Raw genomic sequence first — 22,432 nt, 5'->3', positions numbered from 1 at the left:
TGCTAGCTCCTTTTATACAATCAATATTCGCGTTTATTGCCCTTCTTTACGGATTCCCAGTCCATCTCCACATTTTTTCTGACCCGCTGTAAAAGCTGAAACAAGACATCTGTCTCCGTCTCGGATAATCCCGCCAAAGCAACGTTGTCCGAATGCGAGTGTTCCCTAAGAATAAAAGGAAAAACCTGTTCACCCTTGGCAGTGGGAAACAGCAGGTTGATCTTCCTGTTATGCGGATCATCCCTCTTTTCGACCAGTCCGTTCCGCTCCAGCTTCTGAATTGCCCGGGCTGCCGTTGTACGGTCAACCTTGAGAATTTCTGCTACCTTCTCCTGGATGATACCCGGATGCTCACAGATACGGACAAGGTAAAGGTATTGCCCCTTCGTCAGATCAAATTCTTTAAATTCTATATTGCTGATCGAATCCAGGGCTCTGGCAATCATCCCGATTTCACGCAGAATCTCCTTCATGGCTGTAGCTCCAATCCTTTTTAATACTATTTATAATATCTTTTATTTGTTGTAAATACAACAATTGAGCATACAAAAAAGTGCATCCGCCCGTCAGCCTGCCGCCAACAATACAGATGCACTTCAGTGTAGCCTTAAAATTCGACTTATACTTACCGGTAATCCTCGACATCAAACTCTCTGTCCTTGAAATAATATTTCCGGTCATCCTCTGTAATCTCACGAATGACCCGGCAAGGATTCCCTGCTGCAATTACATTGTCAGGAATATCCTTCGTTACCACACTGCCTGCCCCGATTACTGCATTGCTGCCTATAGTAACACCGGGAGTCACGACCACATTTCCGCCGATCCAGACGTTGTCACCAATTGTGATGGCAATGCCATACTCATAACCGGAGTTCCGTGAATCCGGGTGAATCGGGTGGCCCGCTGTATAGAGAGATACATTAGGCGCAAACATTACATTGTTGCCGATCTTAACCCTACCGACATCCAGAATGGTACAGTTGAAATTGGCATAGAAATGGTCGCCCGCTTCAATATTCAGGCCATAATCGCAATAAAACGGCGGCTCGATGTGTACACTTTTGCCTGCCTTTCCCAGAATGCTGCGGATAAGCTCCTCCTGCTCCACCTGTTCATCCGGCCGGAGTTGATTAAATTTCTGGACCTTCAGTTTGTTCCGGGTCCGTTCTTCCGTCAGACCATCCAGCCATGCTTTATACGGCAGTCCGGCCAGCATACGTTCCTTTTGATTCATAGCTTCTCAGCTTCCTCTCCATATTAAATTCCGGTCCGCTTGGCACGGATTACCCGGTTAACATTTTCGGCACTCATAAACATCAGGCCCAGGAACAGCAGAACCGTAAACGGGAAAATGGCTACGGTAGTCTTAGCGGCAATAAAGCCGAATAACGGCGGCAGCAGCGTCGTTCCTGTATAGGCTACAGCCATCTGATAGCCCATCAGCCGTGTAGAATTTTCCTTGCCAAAGCGTGCGGGTGTCTCATGCAGCAGCCCCGGGTAAATCGGAGCCAGCCCGAGACCGATCAGAATCAGGCCGACCAGCAGAAAGGCATCCGGCAGCGGCAGCAGCAAAATCACTCCTCCCGCCAGGGCAACAAGCTGTCCTGAACGGATCAGCAGCTTGTTGCTCACCTTCAGGGTAATGAAGCCGGAAATCAGCCGCCCGACAGTAATCCCTCCATAATACATGGAGATCCATGCCGCAGCAGTCTGTGCATCCAGCTCATGAGCTCCTACCAGGAAGCTGGCTCCCCATAACCCGACGGTCATCTCCACCCCGCAATAGAACAGAAAAGCGATCAGGGTCGTTTTTACCCCTTTAAATCCAAACACATTGGTCTTGGCGGATGCACCACCGGCACCCGGATCAGCACCGTAAGGCTCCGCTTCCGTATCATCGCCCGCCTTGTTCTGCTCATGGACAGCTGCTATCTTGGACCATAGCGGCAGTGTTACGAGTAAAATAACAACCAGCGCAAACTGGATTACCGCAACCGCTGCATAACCGCCGCGCCAGGAGCCCTGATCCGCCATATAGAAGGACATAATAATAGGCCCCATTGTTGCCCCTACACCCCAGAAGCAGTGCAGCCAGTTCATGTGATGCGCCTTATAGTGGGCTGCTACATAGTTGTTGAGCGCCGCATCAACCGAGCCTGCCCCGAGCCCCAAAGGAATAGCCAGCAGCAGCAGCCACATTAGTGAAGGTGCCGCTGAGAAGCCGAGCAGCGCCGCTGCCGTCATAAAGCAGCTGATTAATGTGACTTTACCGGTGCCCAGCCATTCAATCATCTTCCCGCTGGCCAGACTGGATACTATGGTGCCGGCGGCGATAATCATGGCGATAAGCCCCGCAGAATCTAATGATGCATTCAATTCAGGCTGCATGACCGGCCACGCTGAGCCAAGCAGAGAATCAGGAAGACCCAGGCTGATAAAGGCCAGATAAATAATGACAAGAAACCAGGTTGCCATACCATCCCTCTTTTAACTTATAAATTTAGAATAAAGGCAGCTGCTGCCTGTTATACCGTAATTTCGATCTGATTATCCTCAAATCCGAGAACGCAGCTCTCATAATAGCCATCTCCTGTCGTACGGGGACCGCTCAGAACGGTATAGCCGGCTTCCTTCAGCTCCTCTGTTAAAGCGTCAACCCTGGCTGTGCTCCCAACGCTGAACGCCAGATGGATGAGCCCTGTGCGCTTCAGCCCCTTTGCCTGCTCCATATCAGGCCTGTTCATAATTTCAAGGCGTGCACCGCCCTCGAAGGTTAAAAAGTAGGTCCGTAAGCCGGTGACTGGATTATGATACAATTCCCCGGGTATAGCCTGAAAAAAGGTAACAAAAAACTGCTTCGCTGATTCCAGATTGTGGACATACATGGCCACATGCTCAATTCTCATTTCTCTGCTCCCTCCATTATTACAACTACTTTATAAAGTATCTTTATTTAATATGCGCTACCATCCGGTATTTGTCAATACATTACTAGAATTGAACCGCTTCCGGATCAAGCCTTTGCAAGGTTAGTCTGCGCATCCCGGCTTCGTAATCGGCCTGAAAGGTATTGCTCAGAATCACTTCGGGATCATGAGGCATCGGTTCCCGGGCCTGATAGCTTTTCCAGAAATCAAGCCATTGTTCAGCAGCTGTTATCTCCTGGTAGACCACGATTTGATCCGGGGCAAGAACGGCGTTCACACTCTGGATAATCCGGCTGGCCGCCTCCAGCAGCACTTCCTCTCTCCTTTCAGCATACCAGTCAATCCGGTGAGGCAGGAATTTAATTTCCCCAGCCATGCCGTTTTTGCCTCTGATGATAGTACCGTTCAGATATATGCCCATCCCGGGCGGATACTTCTTCGGGAAGTAGATCCCCGTTATACTTTGCCCGTCTGCTTCTCCCCGGGTAGCCTGGTAGCCGAACACTGCAGCGTTAACATCATTCTCCACTATAACCGGCAGCTGAAACTGTTGCTCCAGCTCTTCAATCAAAGCGGCCCCTTCCAGCTCCTGGTGGCTGGCCACGACAATTCTGCCGTTAACGATCTGCCCTGGAATGCCCATGCCGATTACTTTTACCTGCGGGCAGGCAATAAGAAAGCTGCTGATGATCTCAGCAAAATACTGCTGTTCAAAGGCAGGCAGCACATATTCCTGCTGACTGACAGTCCGGTTCTCCAGATTGATAACTGCTGCAGAAGCGACACGCTGCCCCTGATTCTCCTTCAAATAAATAACCAGCGCCTGGCTGTGATCATAGTTGAACCGGTAGGTGAGGGCCGGCCGGCCTCCGCCGGATGCTATTGTCTGATCCTCAATCATTTCGTCTGATTCCACCAGCTCCTTAACGAGCGAGTTAACCGTTACCACACTAAGCTTCGTCAGCGCGGCCAGCTGCGGCTTGGTTGCAGTCCCTGCACGCTTCATCACCTGGCGCACATTATTCAAATTGATTTCCTTCATCAGATTGGCATTTGCGTTCTTCATAATAACCTCTCTCCTGCCTGTGGTAACACGATCATAGCATAGTTGCATATCTAAAGTCTCGATCCCTTCAAAAGGAAAAAGCCCGGGTTGAGAGACCCGGACTTCTTACAACGATCAGATTATTCGCCCTGGCTCATCCACTGGAAATGGAAGCTGCCCGGCTTGTCAACACGTTCAAAGGTATGTGCACCGAAGTAATCACGCTGTGCCTGCAGCAGGTTGGCCGGGAGTCTTTCGGAACGGTAGCTGTCGTAATAAGCCAGTCCGGACGCAAAGGCCGGAACCGGAATACCCCGTTTTACCGCAAGAGCTACTACGTCTCTCCATGCGTCCTGATAGTTATGGACAACATTGCTGAAATATTCATCCAGGAACAGGTTCTTCAGCTCAGGATCACGGTCATAGGCATCCTTGATATTCTGCAGGAAGCCGGCACGGATGATGCAGCCGCCGCGGAAGATCATAGCGATGCTGCCGTAGTTCAGGCTCCAGTTGTATTCGTCCGAGGCTACGCGCATCTGGGCAAAGCCCTGGGCGTAGGAGGCGATTTTGCTGGCATACAGCGCTTTGCGGACTGCTTCAATAAATTCCTTGGCATCCCCGTCAAAGCTCTTGACTTCAGGTCCCTGCAGACGCTTGCTGGCTGCAACACGCTCTTCCTTCATTGCAGACAGGAAGCGTGCAAAGACGGACTCCGTGATGATGGACAGCGGCACGCCGAGATCCAGTGCGTTCTGGCTGGTCCATTTGCCTGTGCCCTTCTGGCCGGCGGAATCAAGGATCACATCAACCATCGGCTTACCGGTTTCCGGATCTGCCTTAGCAAAAATGTCAGCTGTAATCTCGATCAGGTAGCTGCTCAGCTCGCCGCGGTTCCATTCGGCAAAGATCTCATGCAGCTCTGCAGTATCAAGCCCCAGCACATCCTTCAGCAGCTGGTAAGCTTCGCCGATCAGCTGCATATCGCCATACTCGATGCCGTTGTGGACCATTTTGACATAGTGGCCGGCACCGTCCGGTCCGATGTAGGTCGAGCACGGGTCGCCGTCCACTTTTGCGGAGATAGCTGTCAGAATCGGTTCAACCAGCTCATAGGCATCCTGCTGGCCGCCCGGCATAATCGCCGGCCCTTTCAGTGCACCCTCTTCGCCGCCGGATACACCGGCACCGATGAAGCGGAAGCCCTGAGCCTGCAGCTCCTTGTTGCGGCGCTGTGTGTCCGGGAAGAATGCATTCCCGCCGTCAATCAGAATGTCGCCCGGCGACAGAAACGGAACCAGCTGCTGAATCGTATCATCAGTCGGCTTGCCGGCTTTGACCATAATCATGATTTTTCGCGGCAGCTCCAGCGATTGCACGAACTCCTCAATGCTGTAGGCACCGACGAAGTTTTTGCCTGCTGCTTCAGCCAGCAGCTCATCTGTTTTCTCACTCGAACGGTTATATACGGCTACCGAAAAGCCCTTGCTTTCCATATTCATTGCCAGGTTCTTGCCCATAACGGCTAAACCGACTACTCCGATCTGCTGTTTACCCATCTTTAATAGACCTCCCTTTCGTGTTCCGGATTATTAAACCTGCGGAGCCTTTTTCCAGTCAGCAGCGAACTTCTCCAGACCCTGATCTGTCAGCGGGTGCTTGGAGATTTGCTCAATTACGCTGAACGGAATAGTGGCAATATGCGCACCAGCCATGGCTACACGGGTAACGTGGTCCGGATGACGGACGGAAGCAGCGATAATCTGGGCATCCAGCTTGTGAATGCGGAACAGCTCGGCGACTTTTACGATCAGCTGAACGCCATCCTCAGAGATATCATCAAGACGGCCGAGGAACGGCGATACATAAGTGGCACCGGCACGGGCAGCCAGCAGCGCCTGGTTCACCGTGAAGATCAGGGTTACGTTGGTTTTTACGCCTTTTTGAGTCAGGTAACGGCAGGCTTCAAGTCCTGCAAGGGTCATCGGAAGCTTGATCGTAATATTTTTATCATAATTGTTGATCTTGATCAGCTCATCGGCTTCGGCAATCATCTGCTCTGCAGTTACAGCGTCAGGCGTTACTTCAGCTGATACGGATTCCACTTCAGGTACAGTCTGGAGAATTTCGGCAATGCGGTCTTCAAATTTCACGCCCTCTTTGGCAACGAGCGACGGATTGGTGGTAACCCCGGACAGGACTCCGATTTTGTACGCTTTTTTGATATCTTCTACATTAGCTGTGTCGATGAAAAATTTCATTGTGGTAACCTCCAGTTTTTAGTTGAACTATAAAATACTTCAAGTTCATTTTCATCAATATTTGATTTAAAAATTTGAAGCATCCGGCAGAGCAATCTCGCTTTCTGCGTCAACAGGGGCATCCAGCCACCAGTGATGTCCGTCCTGCGCCAGCAGCTGGTCCGACTCAGCCGGTCCGTGTGAACCTGCGGCATAGGAATATAACGGCACGGAATTGCCGGCAAAAGCGTTCAGGATCGGCTGTACCCATTTCCAGGACAGCTCTACCTCATTCCAGTGGGCAAAGAACGACGGGTCCCCGTTCAGCGCATCATGGATCAGGTTCTCATATGCCTCCGGCACCTCGATGGAGCTGGTATGGAAGTCGATATGCACGGCCTTGAACTTGCCTTTGTTCCGCGGATCTCTGGCCTTGAGCTGCAAAGTAATGCCTTCATTCGGGCTGATCTCGAACACCAGCAGATTAGGAATATCATCCTCTTCTACGGTTGAGCTTTGCTTCAGCGGCTCTTTGAATTCGATGACGATCCGCGTCGACTTCTCCTTCATGCGCTTGCCTGTCCGGATATAGAAGGGAACGCCCTTCCAGAACGGATCATCAATCTGCAGTCTGGCGGCGATAAACGTATCATTCATCGATCCTGCGGAAATCCCCGGTTCAGAACGGTAGCCGGGAACCGGTATGCCTTTAATTGCACCTGCGGTATATTGGCCCCGGATAACACTGGCCTCTATATTGTCTTCATCCAGCGGCTCGAGGGCTTCCATTACCTCTTTTTTCTTGAAGCGTACCTCGTCAGCAGAGCTGTCCTTCGGCAGGCGGATTGCGAGCATCATCAGCAGCTGCAGCATATGGTTCTGGAACATGTCGCGCAGCGCGCCAACGTGGTCATAATACCCGGCTCTCTCCTCAACTCCGACGGTTTCAGCAGCCGTAATCTGTACATTGGCAATATAGCGGTTGTTCCAGAGTGCATGCAGCACCGGGTTGGTCTGCTGGAATACGTCCAGCTCCTGTACCATCGGCTTGCCCAGGTAATGGTCAATCCGGTAAATCTCTTCCTCGGTAAAAGCTTTGCTGAGCGTCAGATTCAGCTCCTGCGCAGACTGCAGATCATGCCCGAAGGGCTTCTCGATGACAAGCCGTTTCCAGCCTTTCGCTGCTCCGAGGCCGCTGGCCTCAATGTTCAGGGCAATCGGCTCAAAAAACTCCGGCCCCACCGACAAGTAAAACATCCGGTTAGGAGTACTGCCCATGCCTGTCTCCAGCTGCTCTACCCGGTTAAGCAGCTTCACATAATCTTCGGTGTGCCCGACATCCAGCACATTATATCGGAAGGCCTGGAGGAAGCTGCGTACGGACGCTGTGTCCTTCACCTCACGCCGGGAGAAATCCCGGAGCGAACGCTCCACCATGGCCTGGTAAGCTTCATCAGCAACTTCTCTTCTGCCGAGTCCAATTACAGCGAAGGAATCATGCAGCTTGCGGTCGAGAAACAGGTTGTAGAGTGCAGGATATATTTTTCTACGGGCCAGATCTCCTGTCGCTCCGAATAAAACAAATGTGGTCGCCTCCATCTCGATTCTCCTTCTGCTATGGTTTATCTTTCCTTGTTACACTATAATACAAATACGAGCTATACAAGTAATTAATATATTGTACAGGAGCTATAGACTGTGTCTATGAACAATTTCGAATTATACAAGGTTTTTTATTGGGCTGCCAAAACCGGAAGCCTCTCTCAGGCTGCCAAAGTGCTGTTTATCACCCAACCGAGCGTCAGCCATGCCATCAAGCAACTCGAGGACAGCTTTGGCCTTACCCTGTTCAACCGCAATTCCAAGGGCGTTACCCTTACACCGGAGGGAGCCGCACTCTACTCCTACATTGAGCAGTCGCATATCCTCATCACCCAGGCGGAGAAGAAGATGACCGAGCTCAAAAATCTCGATAACGGCGAGCTGCGGATCGGCGGCAGTGATTCCCTGTTTAAGCACTACCTGCTGCCCTTTATTGAAACCTTCCACCAGCATTACCCCGGCATCCGGCTGCATCTGATCCACGGAACCACCCCGGAAGTCATCTCTTATCTAAAAGAGGGCCAGGTCGATCTGGGCGTCGTCCGCATTCCGATTGCCGATCCCCAGCTTGAGGTGTGGCAGGGGCTCCAGCTGCAGGACTGCTTTGTCGCCGGCAGCAGCCACTATCCGGAGCTGAATGATAAGGTGCTTACCATTGAAGAGCTGCTGCGCCATCCCATCATTCTCTTTTCCCGCAGAAGCCGTGCCCGTGCGGCGGTAAGCGACCTGTTCCGGGGCTACGGCTATGAGCTGAAGCCGGAAATCGAGGTCGGCAGCGTCGGTCTGCTGATCGAATTTGCCCGCAAAGGGCTCGGTATCTCGTTCGTAACCCGCGAGTTTGTCTCCAAGGAACTGGAGGAAGGCTCGCTGTTCGAGATTAAGCTGGATGTCCAGCTGCCCCCGGCACAGGTCGGCATCATGACCATGCGCAACATGCCGCTGACCACGGCGGCGAGCAAGTTTATTGAGATTACGGGGACGGTGTGAGACGTAAGGGCTGCTTACGGTATTAAAAAAGACTCAGCTCGAATTGGCTGAGTCTTTTTTGTGATTTCATGTGGGATGAAGCTGTGGGGCGACTCCAATAGCTAACCCTGATTTACAGCCTCATTGGTCAGCATCCGGTAAAGCCACGGCACGGAGAGCTTTCCGTAAATCTCATGGCTGCCGGGATGAAGATCATACGACAGCCGGGACGCGGCATCCCGGGCCGAGTATATTTGCTCCAGGCTGGTGATGGCAGAATGCACGTGCTGCACAGGGAAGATCGGATCATGGACGCCCGATTCAATGAACAGGGCTCTGGGGGCGATTAAACCAACCAGCTCCGGCTTCTCGGCAGCCTGTAAGATCCCGGGCAAATAATTATCAATGCAGTGATGCATAGCCAGTATGCTGCCGGCAAAGGTGTTCGTCCAGCCGCACAGCACAGCCGCTTTGATCCGTTCATCCAGCGCGGCGGCATAGGCGGCAATCAGACTGCCTCCGGAGAAGCCGAATATCCCGATCCGGGAAGAATCACTATCCTTCCGCATAGAGAGATAATCAACTGCCCGCATCGCTTCATAGACTCTCATTCCGGCAAGCGTCCTGCCGAATAACATTAGCTGTGAAACCAGGGTGCTGCAGGAGCTTGGACTGGAACCGTTCTTCATCTCCTCTGCGACCCGGCGCACCCCAAAGCCCAGGATCTCAGGGATCACGACGATCATCCCCTGCTTAACCAGCTGGACAGCAAACCGGTTGTGTATACCCGGCTCCTCTAATTCCCTGTAATCCGAATTCAGTCCGGCGGCATCCAGCTGTCCGTTGCCATGTCCGTGGCAGGCCAATACTGCCGGCCACGGCCCGCTGCCAGTCTTGGGAACCAGCACGATAACGGGCACATGAAGAGCTTCCTCAGTAGAATAAGAAATACGCTCCAGAATAAAATCTTTGTATGCAATACGCTCCAGCAGCACAGGATTAAGTGGAGCTGAAGCCTCCGGGAACTCTCCCAGTGCCTGTTTCAGTCTGCCCATCAGCCATTCCCGCTGTTCGTCCCGTGTCAGGCATAAATCCCTGTTGTTTCTCACCGCTTCTGTCCGTTGATACAAGGCCTTTATATAAGCATCCGTCGTAAAATCCATTCACATTCTCATCCTCTATCAGCTGTCCTTATGCTGCCCGGTCACGGTCTTGACGCAGCTAATATTCCATAATATCCTGCTTAAGCGTGTTACTTCCTTCTATTATATAGGATTCCGTGTATCCTCCCGCAGCGCATGGAATCTGATTCCGTCGACGGTAAGCCGCTCCACATTCCGGATATCCATGAAGGTGGTCCGGCTCCAGTCGGGATAGTAATTCTCTGCAGCTGCCTCCGGATGCAGTCCCGCCGCCGGACCCATGGCATTCATCAATGGCCTGCTGGATTGCACGGGTATCCACCGTTACCCCGTCGCCAGCGGCGCCGTACCGCTTCACATCAAAAATATCAGTCATGGCCGTTAGCAGCGCCTGCCTGCACCCTGTTATAGTACTCAAAATAATCAAAATCGGCGGGCTGGCGGAAGCCGGTTAAATCCTGGCAGCAGATGCCGGCAAATGACCCGGTGAACCAGCCCTCCTGGCAGGCTTCGTCAGACAAAGTACTTGCATCAAGCACTGGACCGATAACCTCATATCCGTCTTCACCATCTACAGAATAGGAGAACTGAAGCTTGTCATAATCGACCTCAGCCCGCAGCAGAATCCGCTTTGCGTTATCCGGCAGCGGTACATATCCGGCAGGCTCCAAATAGCTGTTGTTGACGGCGGAGAGAATGCTGATGCACCGTCCCAGGTCCTCATGATGCGTGACATGGAGATAGTAATAGTTCTGGGTATCATAGATCAGGATCAGGCCGGCCATCTGCTTGAAGCTGGAGGGCTCGAATTCAAGCGCTGCCGCTGCCGTGAAACGATGCTCCTCCCAGCGTCTGGCAATCAGGCTCTGCCGGAACTTCGAGCCAAGTCCTTCGCGGCCGTACAGCCGCAGATAACCGGGCCGTTCGCTCAGGGAATAGAAGGTAGCGTCAAGCGGAACCCGCAGGGACTGAAAGCTGATATCCAGCTCAGCACCGTCAAAATGATCCCTTGCCGGCTTCACCGGGAACGGGTGCAGCGGCAGGTCAGGAGCTTCTACCTCGGTATCAGGCAGTACCGAGCCGTTCGCCAGGCGCAGCCAGCCGTCTTCGGTCCACTCTACCTTTTGCAGCGCCGTTTCACGCCCGAGTGTATATTTCCGCTCTCCTTTTTCCGTACGGTTCTCTAAGGGACGGCCGCATAAATGCACCATGTACCACTCCCCGTTCGGGGTTTCGACCAGATCACCGTGGCCCGCCTTCTGCAGCGGAAGATCGGGATTGTCCCTGGAGGTCATCAGGGAATTGCCCTTGTAAGCCTCGTAGGGCCCGAACAGCTCTCTGGCTCTCAGCATGCTCTGGCCGTGGCCTTCCCCTGTTCCGGTATCCGCAGCGAACAGGTAATAATAGCCTCCCCGCTTATAAATATGCGGACCCTCCAGATAGGTATCCTGGCTCGCATAGATTGTTACAACCTCACCAATCATTTTCTGCTCCTCAGCAGAATACTCCTGGATGACAAGATGCCCTCTATAGCGTTTCGTTACCCGGTGATCGGTTACCATGCTTACGATGTACTTACGGCCGTCCTCATCATGAAACAGCGACGGATCGAACCCGTAGCTGTTCAGGTAGACCGGCTCAGACCACTCCCCGCGGATATCCGCCGTGGTAACCAGATAATTGGGTGTGTCGTACATTTTGACATAAAAGGAATTCACTACAGTGTAAATGAGATAGAACGTGCCGTTATCATAAGTCAGGCATGGTGCCCAGATACCCTGGGAAGCGCCGATGCCGCGTAGGTCCAGCTGGGAGACCCGGTTAAGCGGACGGGTAATCAGCTCCCAGTTGACCAGATCCCGGGAATGATGAATCTGCACACCCGGGAACCATTCAAAGGTGGAGGTGGCGATATAATAATCATCCCCGACCCGCAGGATGGACGGATCGGGATTGAAGCCCCGCAGGACCGGATTCTTGATCATGTGGCTCATAGTATAGATATCCTCACTTTGCATTTAGAGTCGGGTCAGCCCGCTTTGTCTGCTTTTCTACCACAAATACAGGTCATTCCCCTTCAGCTTGAACATAGCTTCCATGAAATAATAGTCCCCGTAAATAATCGCATGATGATGCTGGTTGCGCGGCTTGTGATAAGCCTCAGATCCTCTTTGAATGATGCAGTCATTCTCGTCCGACCAGTCGGAACGTTCATCAAGTGCCCGCAGCAGCTTAAGCGCAGCATTCAGGTACAGCTCACGCTCCAGCTCTCCTACAGCCTTGGCAATCTCAATCAATCCGCAGGCGGCAATGGCCGCAGCCGTATCATCCTCAAGCTTAGGCTCGGCCGGCTGGCGGAAATCGAGCGGAATGACACCGTCCTCCGGGATATTAGCCATGAAATAATGGGCAATCCGCTTAGCGGTCTGGAGATATTCCTCTTTGCCGGTATGGATATAGCTCATCATGAAGCCATACAGCGCCCAGGTCTGTCCTCTTGTCCAGGAGGAGCCGTCCGCATAGCCCTGACCGCCAAATGTACGTACTACACCGCCGTTAAAAGGATCGAACTCGACAATATGGTGTACGGAGCCGTCCGGCCGCACGAAGGTAGACATGACCGTGTCGGCATGCCGCATGGCAATTTGTTTAAACCGCGGATCTCCCGTCTCCTCGGTCGCCCAGTACAGCAGCGGAATGTTGAACATGCAGTCGATGATGGCCCAGCCTCTGGTATCGCCCTCGTCCAGGTCATTCCAGGCACGGATGAAGCCCCCTGCCAGATTAAACCGGCCGGCCAGCAGATTGGCGGCATGCAGCGCTCTTTTGCGGGAATCCGGATTCTTGGTCACCTTGTAGCTGGCAACACTGGTAGGCAGCCACATGAAGCCCACATCATGATGCAGACCGTAGAAGTCCTGAAAACACTTATCCAGCAGCTCCTCGGATCTATTTGCGATTTCCTTGTATTTGTCATTGCCGGTCTCATGGTACATCAGCCACAGCATGCCGCCCCAGAAGCCGTTCGTCCACCAGCAGATGCCATCGGCATCGAAGCCGCTTACATTTTGTGTCGCCTTGTCATCATGCGTTCCGTTAACGGTGGTATAAGGAATTTTGTGTTTTGATTTTTCACTGACGGTATCCAGCTTGGCTGTGATTTTCCCGATTACGGAATCCACCCAAATGCGCTCTTTACTTTGTAGCATGTCTCTTTTCCTACTTTCTCTGTTTAGTATGCGGATTTGACTTCATTGTAGGATACCTGTGCCGGGATTGGTATGCGACTTTTTCAGGTTTTCCCGCTTTTTTTTAAGGACTTTTATGGTGGACAGGTGCGAAAGCATATGTACTGTGAGTAGCGAACCGGGTAGCTAACAGAGCGGTTATGATGTGTTATAGTTAGGCAGAAGGAGTGAGCACACTTGAACATTGTAGAATTGGATGCAGTACACAATCAGCGGGAAATAACGAGGTTACTGGAAGAGCACCGCCATGGTGCGGATAGCAGCATTCCAGCCTATGAGCGGACAATGCTCTCCCTTGCGGCTTACGAAAATGATAGCTTTATGGGCGGGGTAACAGGAGATGTGGCCTGGAACATTCTAAATGTGCACCTGCTGGCAGTCGATCCTGCCTGCAGAGGGACTGGTCTAGGGGCTGCCCTGCTCGCAGAAATTGAAAACCGTGCCCGGCAGCTCGGCTGCAAAGTAAGTGAGCTCACCACTATGAGCTGGCAGGCGCCGCATTTCTATCAGAAGCAGGGCTATGAGATTTTCGGCGAGATCAAGGATTGCCCGAATGAGGGGCATACGAAGTATTATCTGAAGAAGCGGCTTTAAGGACCGTTTCTTGGGGGATTTACTGCTGCTCGGAGGAGAGCCGCTGCGGGTCAGACTGGGATTGAGTGAATCAAAGGGAGTTTTCCCCTTTGATTCACTCCGAGCCGCTGCTTTTGGCTTCACCAAAGGGACTTTTCCCTTTGATTTCATCCGAGTAGCCGCTTTTGGCTTCACCAAAGGGATTTTTCAGACTGTTGAGAAAGTCTCCTTTTAAGCTGCAAAAACCGTACATCTACTTGAAACATAGCCAAATGGAGGAATGTGACTGTTAGTTCTGCACCAAAAGAGAGAATTAGCTTGCTTTTGGGCTAAATGCCTGGCTATCTTCTTCAAATTTTGGGCAACTGCAGTCATTAGTGCCTGTTCTTGTACTTTATCTCTGCCCCGCATCCGGCATCGGCGGTATCCATGCAGATTTTTGGCATCAGCAAAGCTACGCTCCACGGTTTGAGCGCGGTATTTGTAGAGCTTTTCGCCTTCGGCGCTGTTCTTATTTCGGCTCACCTGCTCTTTGTAGCTCTCCCACACATGCCGCCGGATGACGCGCTGGCAACTTTGGTTTTCGGTGCAATAGGGCAGTCGTGGACAAGCGCTGCAATACGTTTTAGGGGAGGCATACTCTTCATAACCATTACGGCTGGTGGTCCGGTACGTTAACAACTGTCCTTCAGGACACACATAGACTTCTTTTTCCGAGTCAAAAACAAACTCTTTTTTGGAAATAAAACCGGGTTTAGACGGGCCTTTCCGCTCTGCAATCACGGTCATCCAGGACGACGTTTGTTTACAAATATGCGGCACCATATACCCGGAATCCAGGGCGATTGCCTCCAGCGTGTCTGCAAATCCAAACGTCTCCAGCTGCCGGTTCAAACGCTCCATATAGACGGTCGCATCATTCACATTTCCTGCAGTCACATGGACATCGGTAATCATATTACATTTGTGGTCAACGGTACGGTGGTCCAAGTAGAAAAAGCCCTCCGGTTTGCCTTTACGCTTCAATAAGCCGCACTCCGGGTCCGTCACACTCCGTTTTTGCTTCTTTAATTCCGCCTCCTCAGTCCCCTTCGACTGAGGAGGTAGAGGCTTTTTTCCATGATTCTTCCGGCTCTCTGTGACCGCCTGTTCGAGCTCCTGCAGGTAGGATTGCGGCGACTCTTTTAGAACCTCAAGCGTGTAGCGATTATTACTGGCATTGGCTTGGATATGGGTAGAATCGGTAATCAGCAGACGGCCGGCAATCATGTGGTGGGAGATCGCTAGACGTACGACTTCATCAAAAATATCCTGGAAAACAGAAGTACCCTCAAACCGGTTATTCCGGTTCCAGCTAATGGTAGAGTGGTCGGGAACCCGGTCGGTCAGGGACAGCCCTAAAAACCAGCGGTAGGCCAGGTTTACATGAATCTCTTTTTCTAGCTGGCGTTCCGAGCGAATGCCGAACAAGTAGCCAATTAACATCATTTTAAATAAACGGATGGCTGGAATAGAGGGCCTTCCCATACTGGAACCATAAAATGGACGAACCGTTTCAGTAATAAATGAAAAATCCACGTACTTATCGATTTGACGCAGAAGGTGATCGGAAGGGACCAATTGGTCTAGACAAACCAATTCCATTTGAGAACTGCCGCTATTGCCATGATCTTTTTCGTTGAGCATTAGGACACCGCGCTTTCCACCAGAGTTACCTATATTATACCAAATTAACGCGGTGTCGTGTGAATGTATGGTTTTTCAACAGTCTGGATTTTTCCCTTTGATTTCGCAGATAAGCTTACCGCGAGCGAAATCAAGGGCATTTTTGCCTTTGATTTGGCCAATTCGCCTGCTGCGAGCGAAATCAAGGGCCTTTTTGCCTTTGATTTCGCCGATTCGCCTGCTGCGAGCGAAATCAAGGGCCTTTCTGCCTTTGATTTCGCCAATTCGCCTGCTACAGGCGGAATCAAGAGCCTTTTTGCCTTTGATTTCGCCAATTCGCCTGCTGCGGGCAGAATCAAGGGCCTTTTTCCCTTTGATTTGGCCGATTCGCTCACCGTGAGCGGAATCAAGGGCCTTTTTGCCTTTGATTTGTTTCATCCCTTCGCCTGCTCTGGTTGAAGGGATGATAGTTACTTTTCCATCAATTCTACAAATTATCCACTCCCCACTATTTACCACATGCTATCTACTATTACTATCTTCTATCTTCTATTTACTCCCTACTATCTATTCCCACTATCTACTCTATCCCCTTACCTTTGTCTGAACGAAAATAGGCCCCCGGAAAACCCAGGGACCTGTAGCTAAAATAAGATTAGTGCATACCATTCTGTTGCAGTATCCATCCTGCATAAATCATCCATTACTCACACATCAACGATTGTACATCCCTAACTGTGCATCACTTACTATTCCTCATTCAACGTACATCAGTTAACCGACTTATCATACTGCAGGTACACAACCTGAGTCTGCAGATACTCATTCAGGCCGTGCTTGCCGTCAGCGCCGCCGATACCGGATTTGCGCCAGCCGGCGTGGAAGCCCTGCATCGCTTCAAAGTTCTCGCGGTTGATGTAGGTTTCCCCGTATTTTAGCCGCTTGATCACCTTCATCGCCACGTTCAGGTTCTGCGTATAGAGCGACGAGGTCAAGCCGAATTCGCTGTCATTCGCCAGCTCAATCGCTTCATCCAGTGTCGCGAATGTAACAATCGGAATAACCGGACCAAAAATCTCATCCTGCACAATTTCCATCTTGTTAGTAGCATCAGCAATGACCGTCGGCTCAAAGAAGCTGCCGGTGCCTTCGACCTTTTTGCCGCCGAGCAGAACCTTCGCGCCTTCTTCGACAGCCCGGTCCACCTTCTGCTGCACGGAATCCTGGGCGGCCTTGTTGATCAGCGGCCCCATCTGGATGCCGGTATCAACTAACGGATTGCCGTACTTCACAGCCTTCATGGCCTCAACCAGCCGTGAGGTGAATTCATCTTTGATTGATTCATGCACATACACACGCTCGGCACAGTTACATACCTGGCCTGTATTGATGACGCGGGAATCAACGATCGCTTTTACCGCCAGCTCCAGATCCGCATCAGCCATTACAATCGCCGGCGCTTTGCCGCCTAGCTCAAGGCTGACCTTGATAATATTTTCGGCTGCGGCTTCCATTACCTTTTGCCCGGCCGGAACGCTGCCTGTCAGGCTGACCATGCCCACCTTCGGGTTGCTGGCCAGCTCGTTGCCGACCTCGCCGCCTCTGCCTGTCACCAGGTTATATACACCCTTTGGCAGACCGACTTTATCTACAATTTTGGTAAAAGCTATAGCATTATTAGGTGACTCCACACTCGGCTTAACTACAATCGTATTACCGGTAATCAGCGCCGGTGCCATTTTTCTGGCAATCAGGAAGAAAGGGAAATTCCAGGGCAGAATCCCTGTAGTTACCCCGATGGCCCGTTTGAACACAAAAATATTCTCGTTATCGCGGTCGCTCTGGACAATCTCACCCTCGTAGCGGCGTGCCCATTCAGCCATATAATCCAGATAGTCTGCCGTAAAATTCACTTCCACTGTGGACAATTCCAGCGTCTTGCCTACTTCCTCGGAAATAAGCCTGGCAATGCTGTCCGCCTCAGCCCGGATTCCGTCCGCGATGGCGTGCAGATATCTTCCTCTTTCTACCGCAGGGGTTTCTTCCCAGGCTGACTGTGCTGCATCAGCAGCATCGATAGCACGCACGACGTCATTTTTGGTCGCTTTGGGTACCTGTGAAATAACTTCATCGGTTGACGGGTTGGTAACATCCATCCACTCTTGGGTTTCTGATTCGGTAAATTGGCCGTTGATATACATCAAATGCTTTTCCACTTGTACTCCCCCTCAAGATAAATTATTCCATCACTTCCTCTCCAGTGTAAACGCTAACAACATTTTATGTCAACAACATACACATTTTATATGTGTTTTTATGTTGTTTTTCATTGACTTCTTGAGTTAAGCTATAAATACCAACGTCGTGATTGGAGGAACAGGAATGAAAGTAAGCATCTTTTCGACTTGTTTAGTAGACCTAATGACCCCCGCAGCGGGAAAAGCAATGGTTGAAGTCCTTGAAAGGCTTGGCTGTGAGCTTGATTTTCCGGCTTCGCAGGTCTGCTGCGGCCAGCCCACGTATAACAGCGGGTATCTGGAGGATTCCAAGCTGGCTATGAAAAATATGATGCTCGCCTTTGAGCATTCAGATTATGTCGTCGGCCCCTCCGGCTCCTGCATTGCCATGTTCCATGAGTACCCGAAGATTTTTAAAGGAGATCCGGACTGGGAATTGAAAGCGGTTGCCTTAAAAGAAAAATCGTACGAATTCACCCAATTCATCGTCAGAGTCCTGGGGATTACGGATGTAGGAGCAAGGCTTGAGGGTACGGCAACCTATCACCGTTCCTGCCATATGACCAGACTGCTTGGTGAAAAGGAAACACCGTACCAGCTGCTTGAGCAGGTCCGCGGACTGCAGCTTGAGCCGCTGAAGAACAGCGACAACTGCTGCGGCTTTGGCGGAACCTTTTCGGTGAAAATGCCGGACATCTCCAGCCAGATGGTGGATGAAAAATGCGAAAGTGTAATGGAGACAGGGGCAGATATTCTCATTAGCGCAGACATGGGCTGCCTGCTGAACATCGGCGGCCGGCTGTCCCGCAAAGGGGTCCCTATCAAAATCATGCATATTGCTGAGGTATTGAACCATACCGGCGAACCAGCCGCAGCCAAAGGAGGCCTCTCCTCATGAGCCTGAAGACTGATAAAAGGGAATTCGGCGAACGGACGGCGGACGGGATCGGTAATGCTTTTATGCGCAGTGCCGTAAGCTCCGCACAGGACAGCCTTAAGACCAGACGGCTTACTGCCGCTACCGCTCTCGGGGACTGGGAGGCCTGGAGGCTTGTCGGCAAGACCATCCGCCAGCATACCCTGAAGAACCTGGATTTCTATCTGAACCAGCTGGCAGATAACATTGAGGCCAAAGGCGGTCATATCTATTTTGCCGCAACCAAGGAAGAGGCCAGCAGCTATATCCGGGACGTTGTCGTCTCGAAGCAGGCCCGAAAAATCGTCAAATCAAAGTCTATGGTCACTGAGGAAATTGAAATGAACAAGGTGCTGCTCGAAGCCGGCTGTGACCTGATCGAGACCGATCTTGGCGAATATATATTGCAGATCGATGACTGGGACCCGCCTTCACATATCGTGGCACCCGCCCTTCATAAAGACCGAAACCAGATTAAGCGGGTATTCACAGAAAAGCTTGGTTATACAGGAGATGAAAGCCCGGAGAAGCTGGCCCGTCACGCCCGTACAGTTCTGCGCCAGAAATTTCTGGAGGCGGATGTCGGGATAACCGGCTGCAATTTTGCCGTAGCCAATATGGGGGCAATCAATCTGGTAACCAATGAAGGCAACGGTGATCTGACTGCCGCTATTCCCAAGACCCAGATCGCTGTTATGGGGATGGAGCGGATTGTACCGACCATGGAGGAAATGGAGGTGCTGGACAATCTGCTGTGCCGGAGCGCTGTCGGGCAAAAGCTGACCAGCTATATCACCGTTATGGGGCCCAAGGCAGCGGGAGAAAGCGACGGACCTGATGAATTCCATCTCGTGGTCGTCGATAACGGCCGGTCCGAGATTCTGGGAAGCGAATTCAACGAAGCCTTACAATGCATCCGCTGCGGTGCCTGCCTGAACGTCTGCCCGGTCTACCGGCATATCGGCGGGCATGCTTACGGCTCCATCTATCCCGGCCCGATCGGTGCGGTCATTACACCGCTGCTTGGCGGATATGATGATTATAAGGAGCTGCCCTACGCCTCCAGCCTGTGCGGAGCCTGCACAGATGTCTGTCCGGTCAAAATCCCGCTGCACGAGCAGCTCATTATGCACCGGCAAAATATCGTGAAGGAGAAGCGGACCGGCGCTGCCGACCGCTTCCAGATGAAAGCGGCAAGCCGGCTGCTCTCCTCCCCTTCCATGTTCGGCAAGGTGCTTCGGCTAGCCAATCCGGGCAGCCGGATGATGAGCAAACACGGCAGAATCGTCCGGGGACCTGGCCTGATCCAGGGCTGGGTTGGCGTACGCGATCTGAATCAGCCAGTCAAGCAAGCGGACAGCTTCCGTACTTGGATGAAGGAACGTCAGGGAGGTACAAAACAATGACTGCCATAAATAAAAACAGCAACAGGGAATCCTTTCTGAACCGGGTGGCTTCCAGTCTCGGCCGGGAGCGCGCATACGACGTTAAGCGTCCGGATATTAAGGGTATGATTCCCGACAGCTATGGAACTCTTACCAGTGACGATCTGATAGATATGCTGAAGGAGCAGTGCTTCTTCATCCACACCCAGCTTATTGAATCTACACCGGAGCTTCTGCAGAAGACGCTTGATGATCTGATCGCAGCCAACGGCGGCGGACCGGTAATGACCTCGGGAGACCCGCGGTTTAACCGCTATGAACTCAGCTTTCCGGACTCATCTGTATGGACTGAAGCCTCCGGCCGTGAGGGCAATATCAGCCGCGCCGAAGCAGCCAATACAGCCATTATTTTTGCCGACTATGTACTTGCCGAGTCAGGCACCGTCGTTATTGAGAGCAGGCCTGATCAGGGGCGCTCGCTGCATTTTTTACCTGAGCATTATATTGCCGTTATTGAAAAGGAACGTATTGTACTGCGGTCTACACAGGCTGCCGCTGACCTGAACCGCCGCATTGAGGCAGGCGAGCCGGTCGGCTCATCCATCAACTTTATCTCCGGGCCTTCCAATTCCGCGGATATTGAAATGAAGCTCGTAGTCGGCGTTCACGGTCCGTTAAGAGCTACTTATGTTCTTATTTAGCTTTTTTAATACGTTCGCAGACGATTAGTATGAACTTTCTGTGACGGTCAAATCCAGCTTTTAGATTCCCCGGCCCGGATCCTTCACCTTTCCTGATTTATTGCTGCTTCCGGCGGTTATAAATCAGGAAATCCTCATTATACATGTTATCAATATAGTCTCTCCCGCTTCAGTAAATTTCATAAATACAGTTACTTTACAACCCGAACCATGACGTGCAACTGGATGGTTGGGGTTGAATTATGCTATACTCATTCGTATATCTTATGGAGGGGGGCGAACAATAATGGGAAGGCGATATTGCAAATGGATTGTGCTCCTACATTGATCCGCTTCTACGGCTGTATGAGTAACCCGGCCCTTACGTTTGATTCACAAATACGTCCTTAATTCAACTTGGAGGTGAATCCCTCTTTTGAGGGAAAGGATTGGATTTAATAACCTTAACTAACCTAATTATCCTTGCAATATTAATTGTAATGACGGCTTTTTTTGTAGCTTCGGAATTTGCAGCCGTAAAAATGCGGATGTCACGGATTGAACAGCTGATTGATGAAGGCAACAAAAAAGCAGTTTTAGCTAAAAAAGTGGTCGGCGACCTCGACTACTACCTGTCAGCCTGCCAGCTCGGTATCACTGTAACAGCCCTGGGGCTTGGTGCAATCGGTAAACCGGCGGTTGAGCGCATCCTTTACCCTGTTTTTGATTATTTAGATGTATCCGAAGCTTCGGCTTCTGTAGCGTCTTATGCAATTGCCTTTATATTTGTAACCTTCCTGCATGTGGTTGTCGGAGAGATGGCACCCAAAACACTGGCTATTCAATTTTCTGAAAAGCTTACGCTTCTCCTCTCCCCGCCTCTTTACTGGTTCGGTAAAATCATGCACCCGTTTATCGTGGCGCTGAACGGAACCTCCCGGGTCATTCTGCGCATGTTCGGCGTCAAGCCTGCCGGCCATGAGGAGCATTATTCGGAAGAAGAGCTGCGGATCATTATGGCCCAGAGCTTTGAAGGCGGCGAAATCAATGAACAAAAGCTGGAGTATCTTGAGAATGTATTTTCCTTCGATGAGCGTATAGCCAAGGATATCATGATTCCGAGAACCGGCATGGTAGCGCTGGAATATGACATGTCTACTGAAGATATTATCAGCATTCTCGACACCAATAACTATACCCGTTATCCGGTTATTGAGACCGGGAACAAGGACAGAGTGCTTGGTGTGGTCAATGTGAAAAAGATGCTTCCGCATATTATTGCCGGCCGCGAGCCTCACCTGAAGGAATTCGTCCGCAGCCTCCCTACTGTAGCCTCGGTAACGCCGATCAAGGAAGCGATGCTGAAGATGCAGCAGGAGCAGATGCATATGGCTCTGGTCATTGACGAATACGGCGGTACTGCCGGAATTCTTACGCTGGAGGATATTCTGGAGGAGCTGGTCGGAGAGATCCGCGATGAATTCGATGCTGACGAGGTGTCGGAAATTCAGCGGATTGATGAACAGACCTATGTCATCAGCGGCCGTGTGCTGCTGGAGGATATCGAGGAGCAGTTCGGCTTTACGTTTGAGGACAGCGAGGAAATTGACACCATCGGAGGCTGGATTCAGTTCCGTGAAGGCACATCTGTTGAAGCGGGATATGAATTCAAGGCCGGAGGACAAAGCTGGACGATCATGGAAATGGATAATTTCCAGATCAAGCAGGTCATTCTCCACTACAAACAGCCGCAGGTACAGCATTAAGAATGTCTTATCTATTACTTTGGAGGTGAATCCCTCA

At 51.4% G+C, this 22,432-nt stretch carries 20 protein-coding genes and 1 pseudogene; 7 read left to right on the top strand and 14 right to left on the bottom strand.

Annotated features, from left to right (window positions below; translation table 11 throughout):
• Window positions 1-20: 20 nt before the first annotated feature.
• The 8 genes from R70723_RS15770 to zwf all read right to left on the bottom strand — a co-directional run bounded on the left by R70723_RS15770 (window position 21) and on the right by zwf (window position 7,814).
• Window positions 21-473: a MarR family winged helix-turn-helix transcriptional regulator gene (locus R70723_RS15770; protein ID WP_039873310.1), complete on the bottom strand. Its 453-nt coding sequence runs from the start codon at window positions 471-473 to the stop codon at window positions 21-23.
• Window positions 474-625: 152 nt separating this feature from the next.
• Entirely contained in the window at window positions 626-1,237 is a 612-nt protein-coding gene (locus R70723_RS15765) for a sugar O-acetyltransferase (RefSeq protein WP_039873309.1), read from the bottom strand.
• A 23-nt stretch (window positions 1,238-1,260) separates the two neighbouring features.
• Window positions 1,261-2,478, bottom strand: a complete 1,218-nt coding sequence (locus R70723_RS15760) for an MFS transporter (protein ID WP_039873306.1) — start codon at window positions 2,476-2,478, stop codon at window positions 1,261-1,263.
• Window positions 2,479-2,528: 50 nt separating this feature from the next.
• The gene (locus tag R70723_RS15755; protein ID WP_039873305.1) at window positions 2,529-2,909 is read right to left on the bottom strand and encodes a VOC family protein; all 381 of its coding nucleotides are present in this window, start codon (window positions 2,907-2,909) and stop codon (window positions 2,529-2,531) included.
• A gap of 85 nt (window positions 2,910-2,994) precedes the next feature.
• Window positions 2,995-3,996 (bottom strand): ROK family transcriptional regulator, encoded by a 1,002-nt coding sequence (locus R70723_RS15750; RefSeq protein ID WP_039873303.1) that lies wholly within the window; start codon window positions 3,994-3,996, stop codon window positions 2,995-2,997.
• Between the two features lie 119 nt (window positions 3,997-4,115).
• Window positions 4,116-5,534 (bottom strand): NADP-dependent phosphogluconate dehydrogenase, encoded by a 1,419-nt coding sequence (gene gndA, locus R70723_RS15745; protein WP_039873302.1) that lies wholly within the window; start codon window positions 5,532-5,534, stop codon window positions 4,116-4,118.
• 33 nt (window positions 5,535-5,567) lie between these two features.
• Complete coding sequence (fsa, locus tag R70723_RS15740) at window positions 5,568-6,236, bottom strand: fructose-6-phosphate aldolase (RefSeq protein WP_039873301.1); 669 nt, start codon at window positions 6,234-6,236, stop codon at window positions 5,568-5,570.
• Window positions 6,237-6,302: 66 nt separating this feature from the next.
• Window positions 6,303-7,814: a glucose-6-phosphate dehydrogenase gene (zwf, locus tag R70723_RS15735; protein ID WP_039873300.1), complete on the bottom strand. Its 1,512-nt coding sequence runs from the start codon at window positions 7,812-7,814 to the stop codon at window positions 6,303-6,305.
• Window positions 7,815-7,919: 105 nt separating this feature from the next.
• Here zwf and R70723_RS15730 point away from each other — a divergent pair, with 105 nt between their 5' ends.
• Complete coding sequence (locus tag R70723_RS15730) at window positions 7,920-8,804, top strand: LysR family transcriptional regulator (protein WP_039873298.1); 885 nt, start codon at window positions 7,920-7,922, stop codon at window positions 8,802-8,804.
• A gap of 101 nt (window positions 8,805-8,905) precedes the next feature.
• On the opposite strand, the gene R70723_RS15725 is transcribed toward R70723_RS15730, so the two are convergent.
• The 4 genes from R70723_RS15725 to R70723_RS15715 all read right to left on the bottom strand — a co-directional run bounded on the left by R70723_RS15725 (window position 8,906) and on the right by R70723_RS15715 (window position 13,134).
• Window positions 8,906-9,946 carry a dienelactone hydrolase family protein gene (locus tag R70723_RS15725; protein ID WP_039873297.1) on the bottom strand — a complete coding sequence of 347 codons (1,041 nt, stop codon included), beginning with the start codon at window positions 9,944-9,946 and terminating at the stop codon, window positions 8,906-8,908.
• Between the two features lie 102 nt (window positions 9,947-10,048).
• A complete protein-coding gene (locus R70723_RS33755; protein WP_179088060.1) occupies window positions 10,049-10,216 on the bottom strand; it encodes a hypothetical protein in 168 nt (55 codons plus the stop codon).
• Between the two features lie 77 nt (window positions 10,217-10,293).
• Complete coding sequence (locus R70723_RS15720; RefSeq protein WP_039873295.1) at window positions 10,294-11,919, bottom strand: glycoside hydrolase family 43 protein; 1,626 nt, start codon at window positions 11,917-11,919, stop codon at window positions 10,294-10,296.
• Window positions 11,920-11,976: 57 nt separating this feature from the next.
• The gene (locus tag R70723_RS15715; RefSeq protein WP_039873292.1) at window positions 11,977-13,134 is read right to left on the bottom strand and encodes a glycoside hydrolase family 88 protein; all 1,158 of its coding nucleotides are present in this window, start codon (window positions 13,132-13,134) and stop codon (window positions 11,977-11,979) included.
• A gap of 216 nt (window positions 13,135-13,350) precedes the next feature.
• On the opposite strand from R70723_RS15715, the gene R70723_RS15710 reads away from it, so the two are divergent.
• Complete coding sequence (locus R70723_RS15710; RefSeq protein ID WP_039873290.1) at window positions 13,351-13,767, top strand: GNAT family N-acetyltransferase; 417 nt, start codon at window positions 13,351-13,353, stop codon at window positions 13,765-13,767.
• Between the two features lie 300 nt (window positions 13,768-14,067).
• Here the strand turns inward: R70723_RS15710 and R70723_RS15705 are convergent.
• Window positions 14,068-15,432 (bottom strand): annotated as a pseudogene (locus tag R70723_RS15705) (IS1182 family transposase); the annotation flags it as partial.
• Window positions 15,433-15,495: 63 nt separating this feature from the next.
• Here R70723_RS15705 and R70723_RS15700 point away from each other — a divergent pair.
• Window positions 15,496-15,870 (top strand): hypothetical protein, encoded by a 375-nt coding sequence (locus R70723_RS15700; protein ID WP_039873288.1) that lies wholly within the window; start codon window positions 15,496-15,498, stop codon window positions 15,868-15,870.
• Window positions 15,871-16,181: 311 nt separating this feature from the next.
• Here the strand turns inward: R70723_RS15700 and aldA are convergent, their stop codons facing one another.
• A complete protein-coding gene (aldA, locus tag R70723_RS15695; RefSeq protein WP_256704619.1) occupies window positions 16,182-17,627 on the bottom strand; it encodes an aldehyde dehydrogenase in 1,446 nt (481 codons plus the stop codon).
• A gap of 166 nt (window positions 17,628-17,793) precedes the next feature.
• On the opposite strand from aldA, the gene R70723_RS15690 reads away from it, so the two are divergent.
• From R70723_RS15690 to R70723_RS15675, 4 genes are all read left to right on the top strand, one after another.
• Window positions 17,794-18,546, top strand: coding sequence for a (Fe-S)-binding protein (locus R70723_RS15690; RefSeq protein ID WP_039873287.1), 753 nt, complete (start codon window positions 17,794-17,796; stop codon window positions 18,544-18,546).
• Window positions 18,543-19,970 carry a LutB/LldF family L-lactate oxidation iron-sulfur protein gene (locus R70723_RS15685; protein WP_039873285.1) on the top strand — a complete coding sequence of 476 codons (1,428 nt, stop codon included), beginning with the start codon at window positions 18,543-18,545 and terminating at the stop codon, window positions 19,968-19,970. Before R70723_RS15690 ends, R70723_RS15685 begins: the two co-directional genes overlap by 4 nt.
• Entirely contained in the window at window positions 19,967-20,650 is a 684-nt protein-coding gene (locus tag R70723_RS15680) for a LutC/YkgG family protein (protein ID WP_039873283.1), read from the top strand. Before R70723_RS15685 ends, R70723_RS15680 begins: the two co-directional genes overlap by 4 nt.
• Window positions 20,651-21,078: 428 nt before the next feature.
• Window positions 21,079-22,395 carry a hemolysin family protein gene (locus R70723_RS15675; RefSeq protein ID WP_039873282.1) on the top strand — a complete coding sequence of 439 codons (1,317 nt, stop codon included), beginning with the start codon at window positions 21,079-21,081 and terminating at the stop codon, window positions 22,393-22,395.
• Window positions 22,396-22,432 lie beyond the last annotated feature (37 nt).

Source organism: Paenibacillus sp. FSL R7-0273 (assembly GCF_000758625.1).
Lineage (GTDB): Bacteria > Bacillota > Bacilli > Paenibacillales > Paenibacillaceae > Paenibacillus_AQ.
The sequence above is the reverse complement of the archived record's forward strand: the minus strand, read 5'-3'. Positions and strand labels throughout refer to the sequence as shown.

What these genes read in the sequence shown, in the direction of transcription:
- R70723_RS15760 (WP_039873306.1), bottom strand. Translation starts at nt 2,478, where the DNA reads ATGGCAACCTGGTTTCTTGTCATTATTTATCTGGCCTTTATCAGCCTG.
- R70723_RS15700 (WP_039873288.1), top strand. Translation starts at nt 15,496, where the DNA reads ATGTATGGTTTTTCAACAGTCTGGATTTTTCCCTTTGATTTCGCAGAT.
- zwf (WP_039873300.1), bottom strand. Translation starts at nt 7,814, where the DNA reads ATGGAGGCGACCACATTTGTTTTATTCGGAGCGACAGGAGATCTGGCC.
- R70723_RS15680 (WP_039873283.1), top strand. Translation starts at nt 19,967, where the DNA reads ATGACTGCCATAAATAAAAACAGCAACAGGGAATCCTTTCTGAACCGG.
- fsa (WP_039873301.1), bottom strand. Translation starts at nt 6,236, where the DNA reads ATGAAATTTTTCATCGACACAGCTAATGTAGAAGATATCAAAAAAGCG.
- gndA (WP_039873302.1), bottom strand. Translation starts at nt 5,534, where the DNA reads ATGGGTAAACAGCAGATCGGAGTAGTCGGTTTAGCCGTTATGGGCAAG.
- R70723_RS15755 (WP_039873305.1), bottom strand. Translation starts at nt 2,909, where the DNA reads ATGAGAATTGAGCATGTGGCCATGTATGTCCACAATCTGGAATCAGCG.
- R70723_RS15765 (WP_039873309.1), bottom strand. Translation starts at nt 1,237, where the DNA reads ATGAATCAAAAGGAACGTATGCTGGCCGGACTGCCGTATAAAGCATGG.
- R70723_RS33755 (WP_179088060.1), bottom strand. Translation starts at nt 10,216, where the DNA reads ATGAATGCCATGGGTCCGGCGGCGGGACTGCATCCGGAGGCAGCTGCA.
- R70723_RS15715 (WP_039873292.1), bottom strand. Translation starts at nt 13,134, where the DNA reads ATGCTACAAAGTAAAGAGCGCATTTGGGTGGATTCCGTAATCGGGAAA.
- R70723_RS15720 (WP_039873295.1), bottom strand. Translation starts at nt 11,919, where the DNA reads ATGAGCCACATGATCAAGAATCCGGTCCTGCGGGGCTTCAATCCCGAT.
- R70723_RS15725 (WP_039873297.1), bottom strand. Translation starts at nt 9,946, where the DNA reads ATGGATTTTACGACGGATGCTTATATAAAGGCCTTGTATCAACGGACA.
- R70723_RS15750 (WP_039873303.1), bottom strand. Translation starts at nt 3,996, where the DNA reads ATGAAGAACGCAAATGCCAATCTGATGAAGGAAATCAATTTGAATAAT.
- R70723_RS15770 (WP_039873310.1), bottom strand. Translation starts at nt 473, where the DNA reads ATGAAGGAGATTCTGCGTGAAATCGGGATGATTGCCAGAGCCCTGGAT.
- R70723_RS15690 (WP_039873287.1), top strand. Translation starts at nt 17,794, where the DNA reads ATGAAAGTAAGCATCTTTTCGACTTGTTTAGTAGACCTAATGACCCCC.
- R70723_RS15730 (WP_039873298.1), top strand. Translation starts at nt 7,920, where the DNA reads ATGAACAATTTCGAATTATACAAGGTTTTTTATTGGGCTGCCAAAACC.
- R70723_RS15685 (WP_039873285.1), top strand. Translation starts at nt 18,543, where the DNA reads ATGAGCCTGAAGACTGATAAAAGGGAATTCGGCGAACGGACGGCGGAC.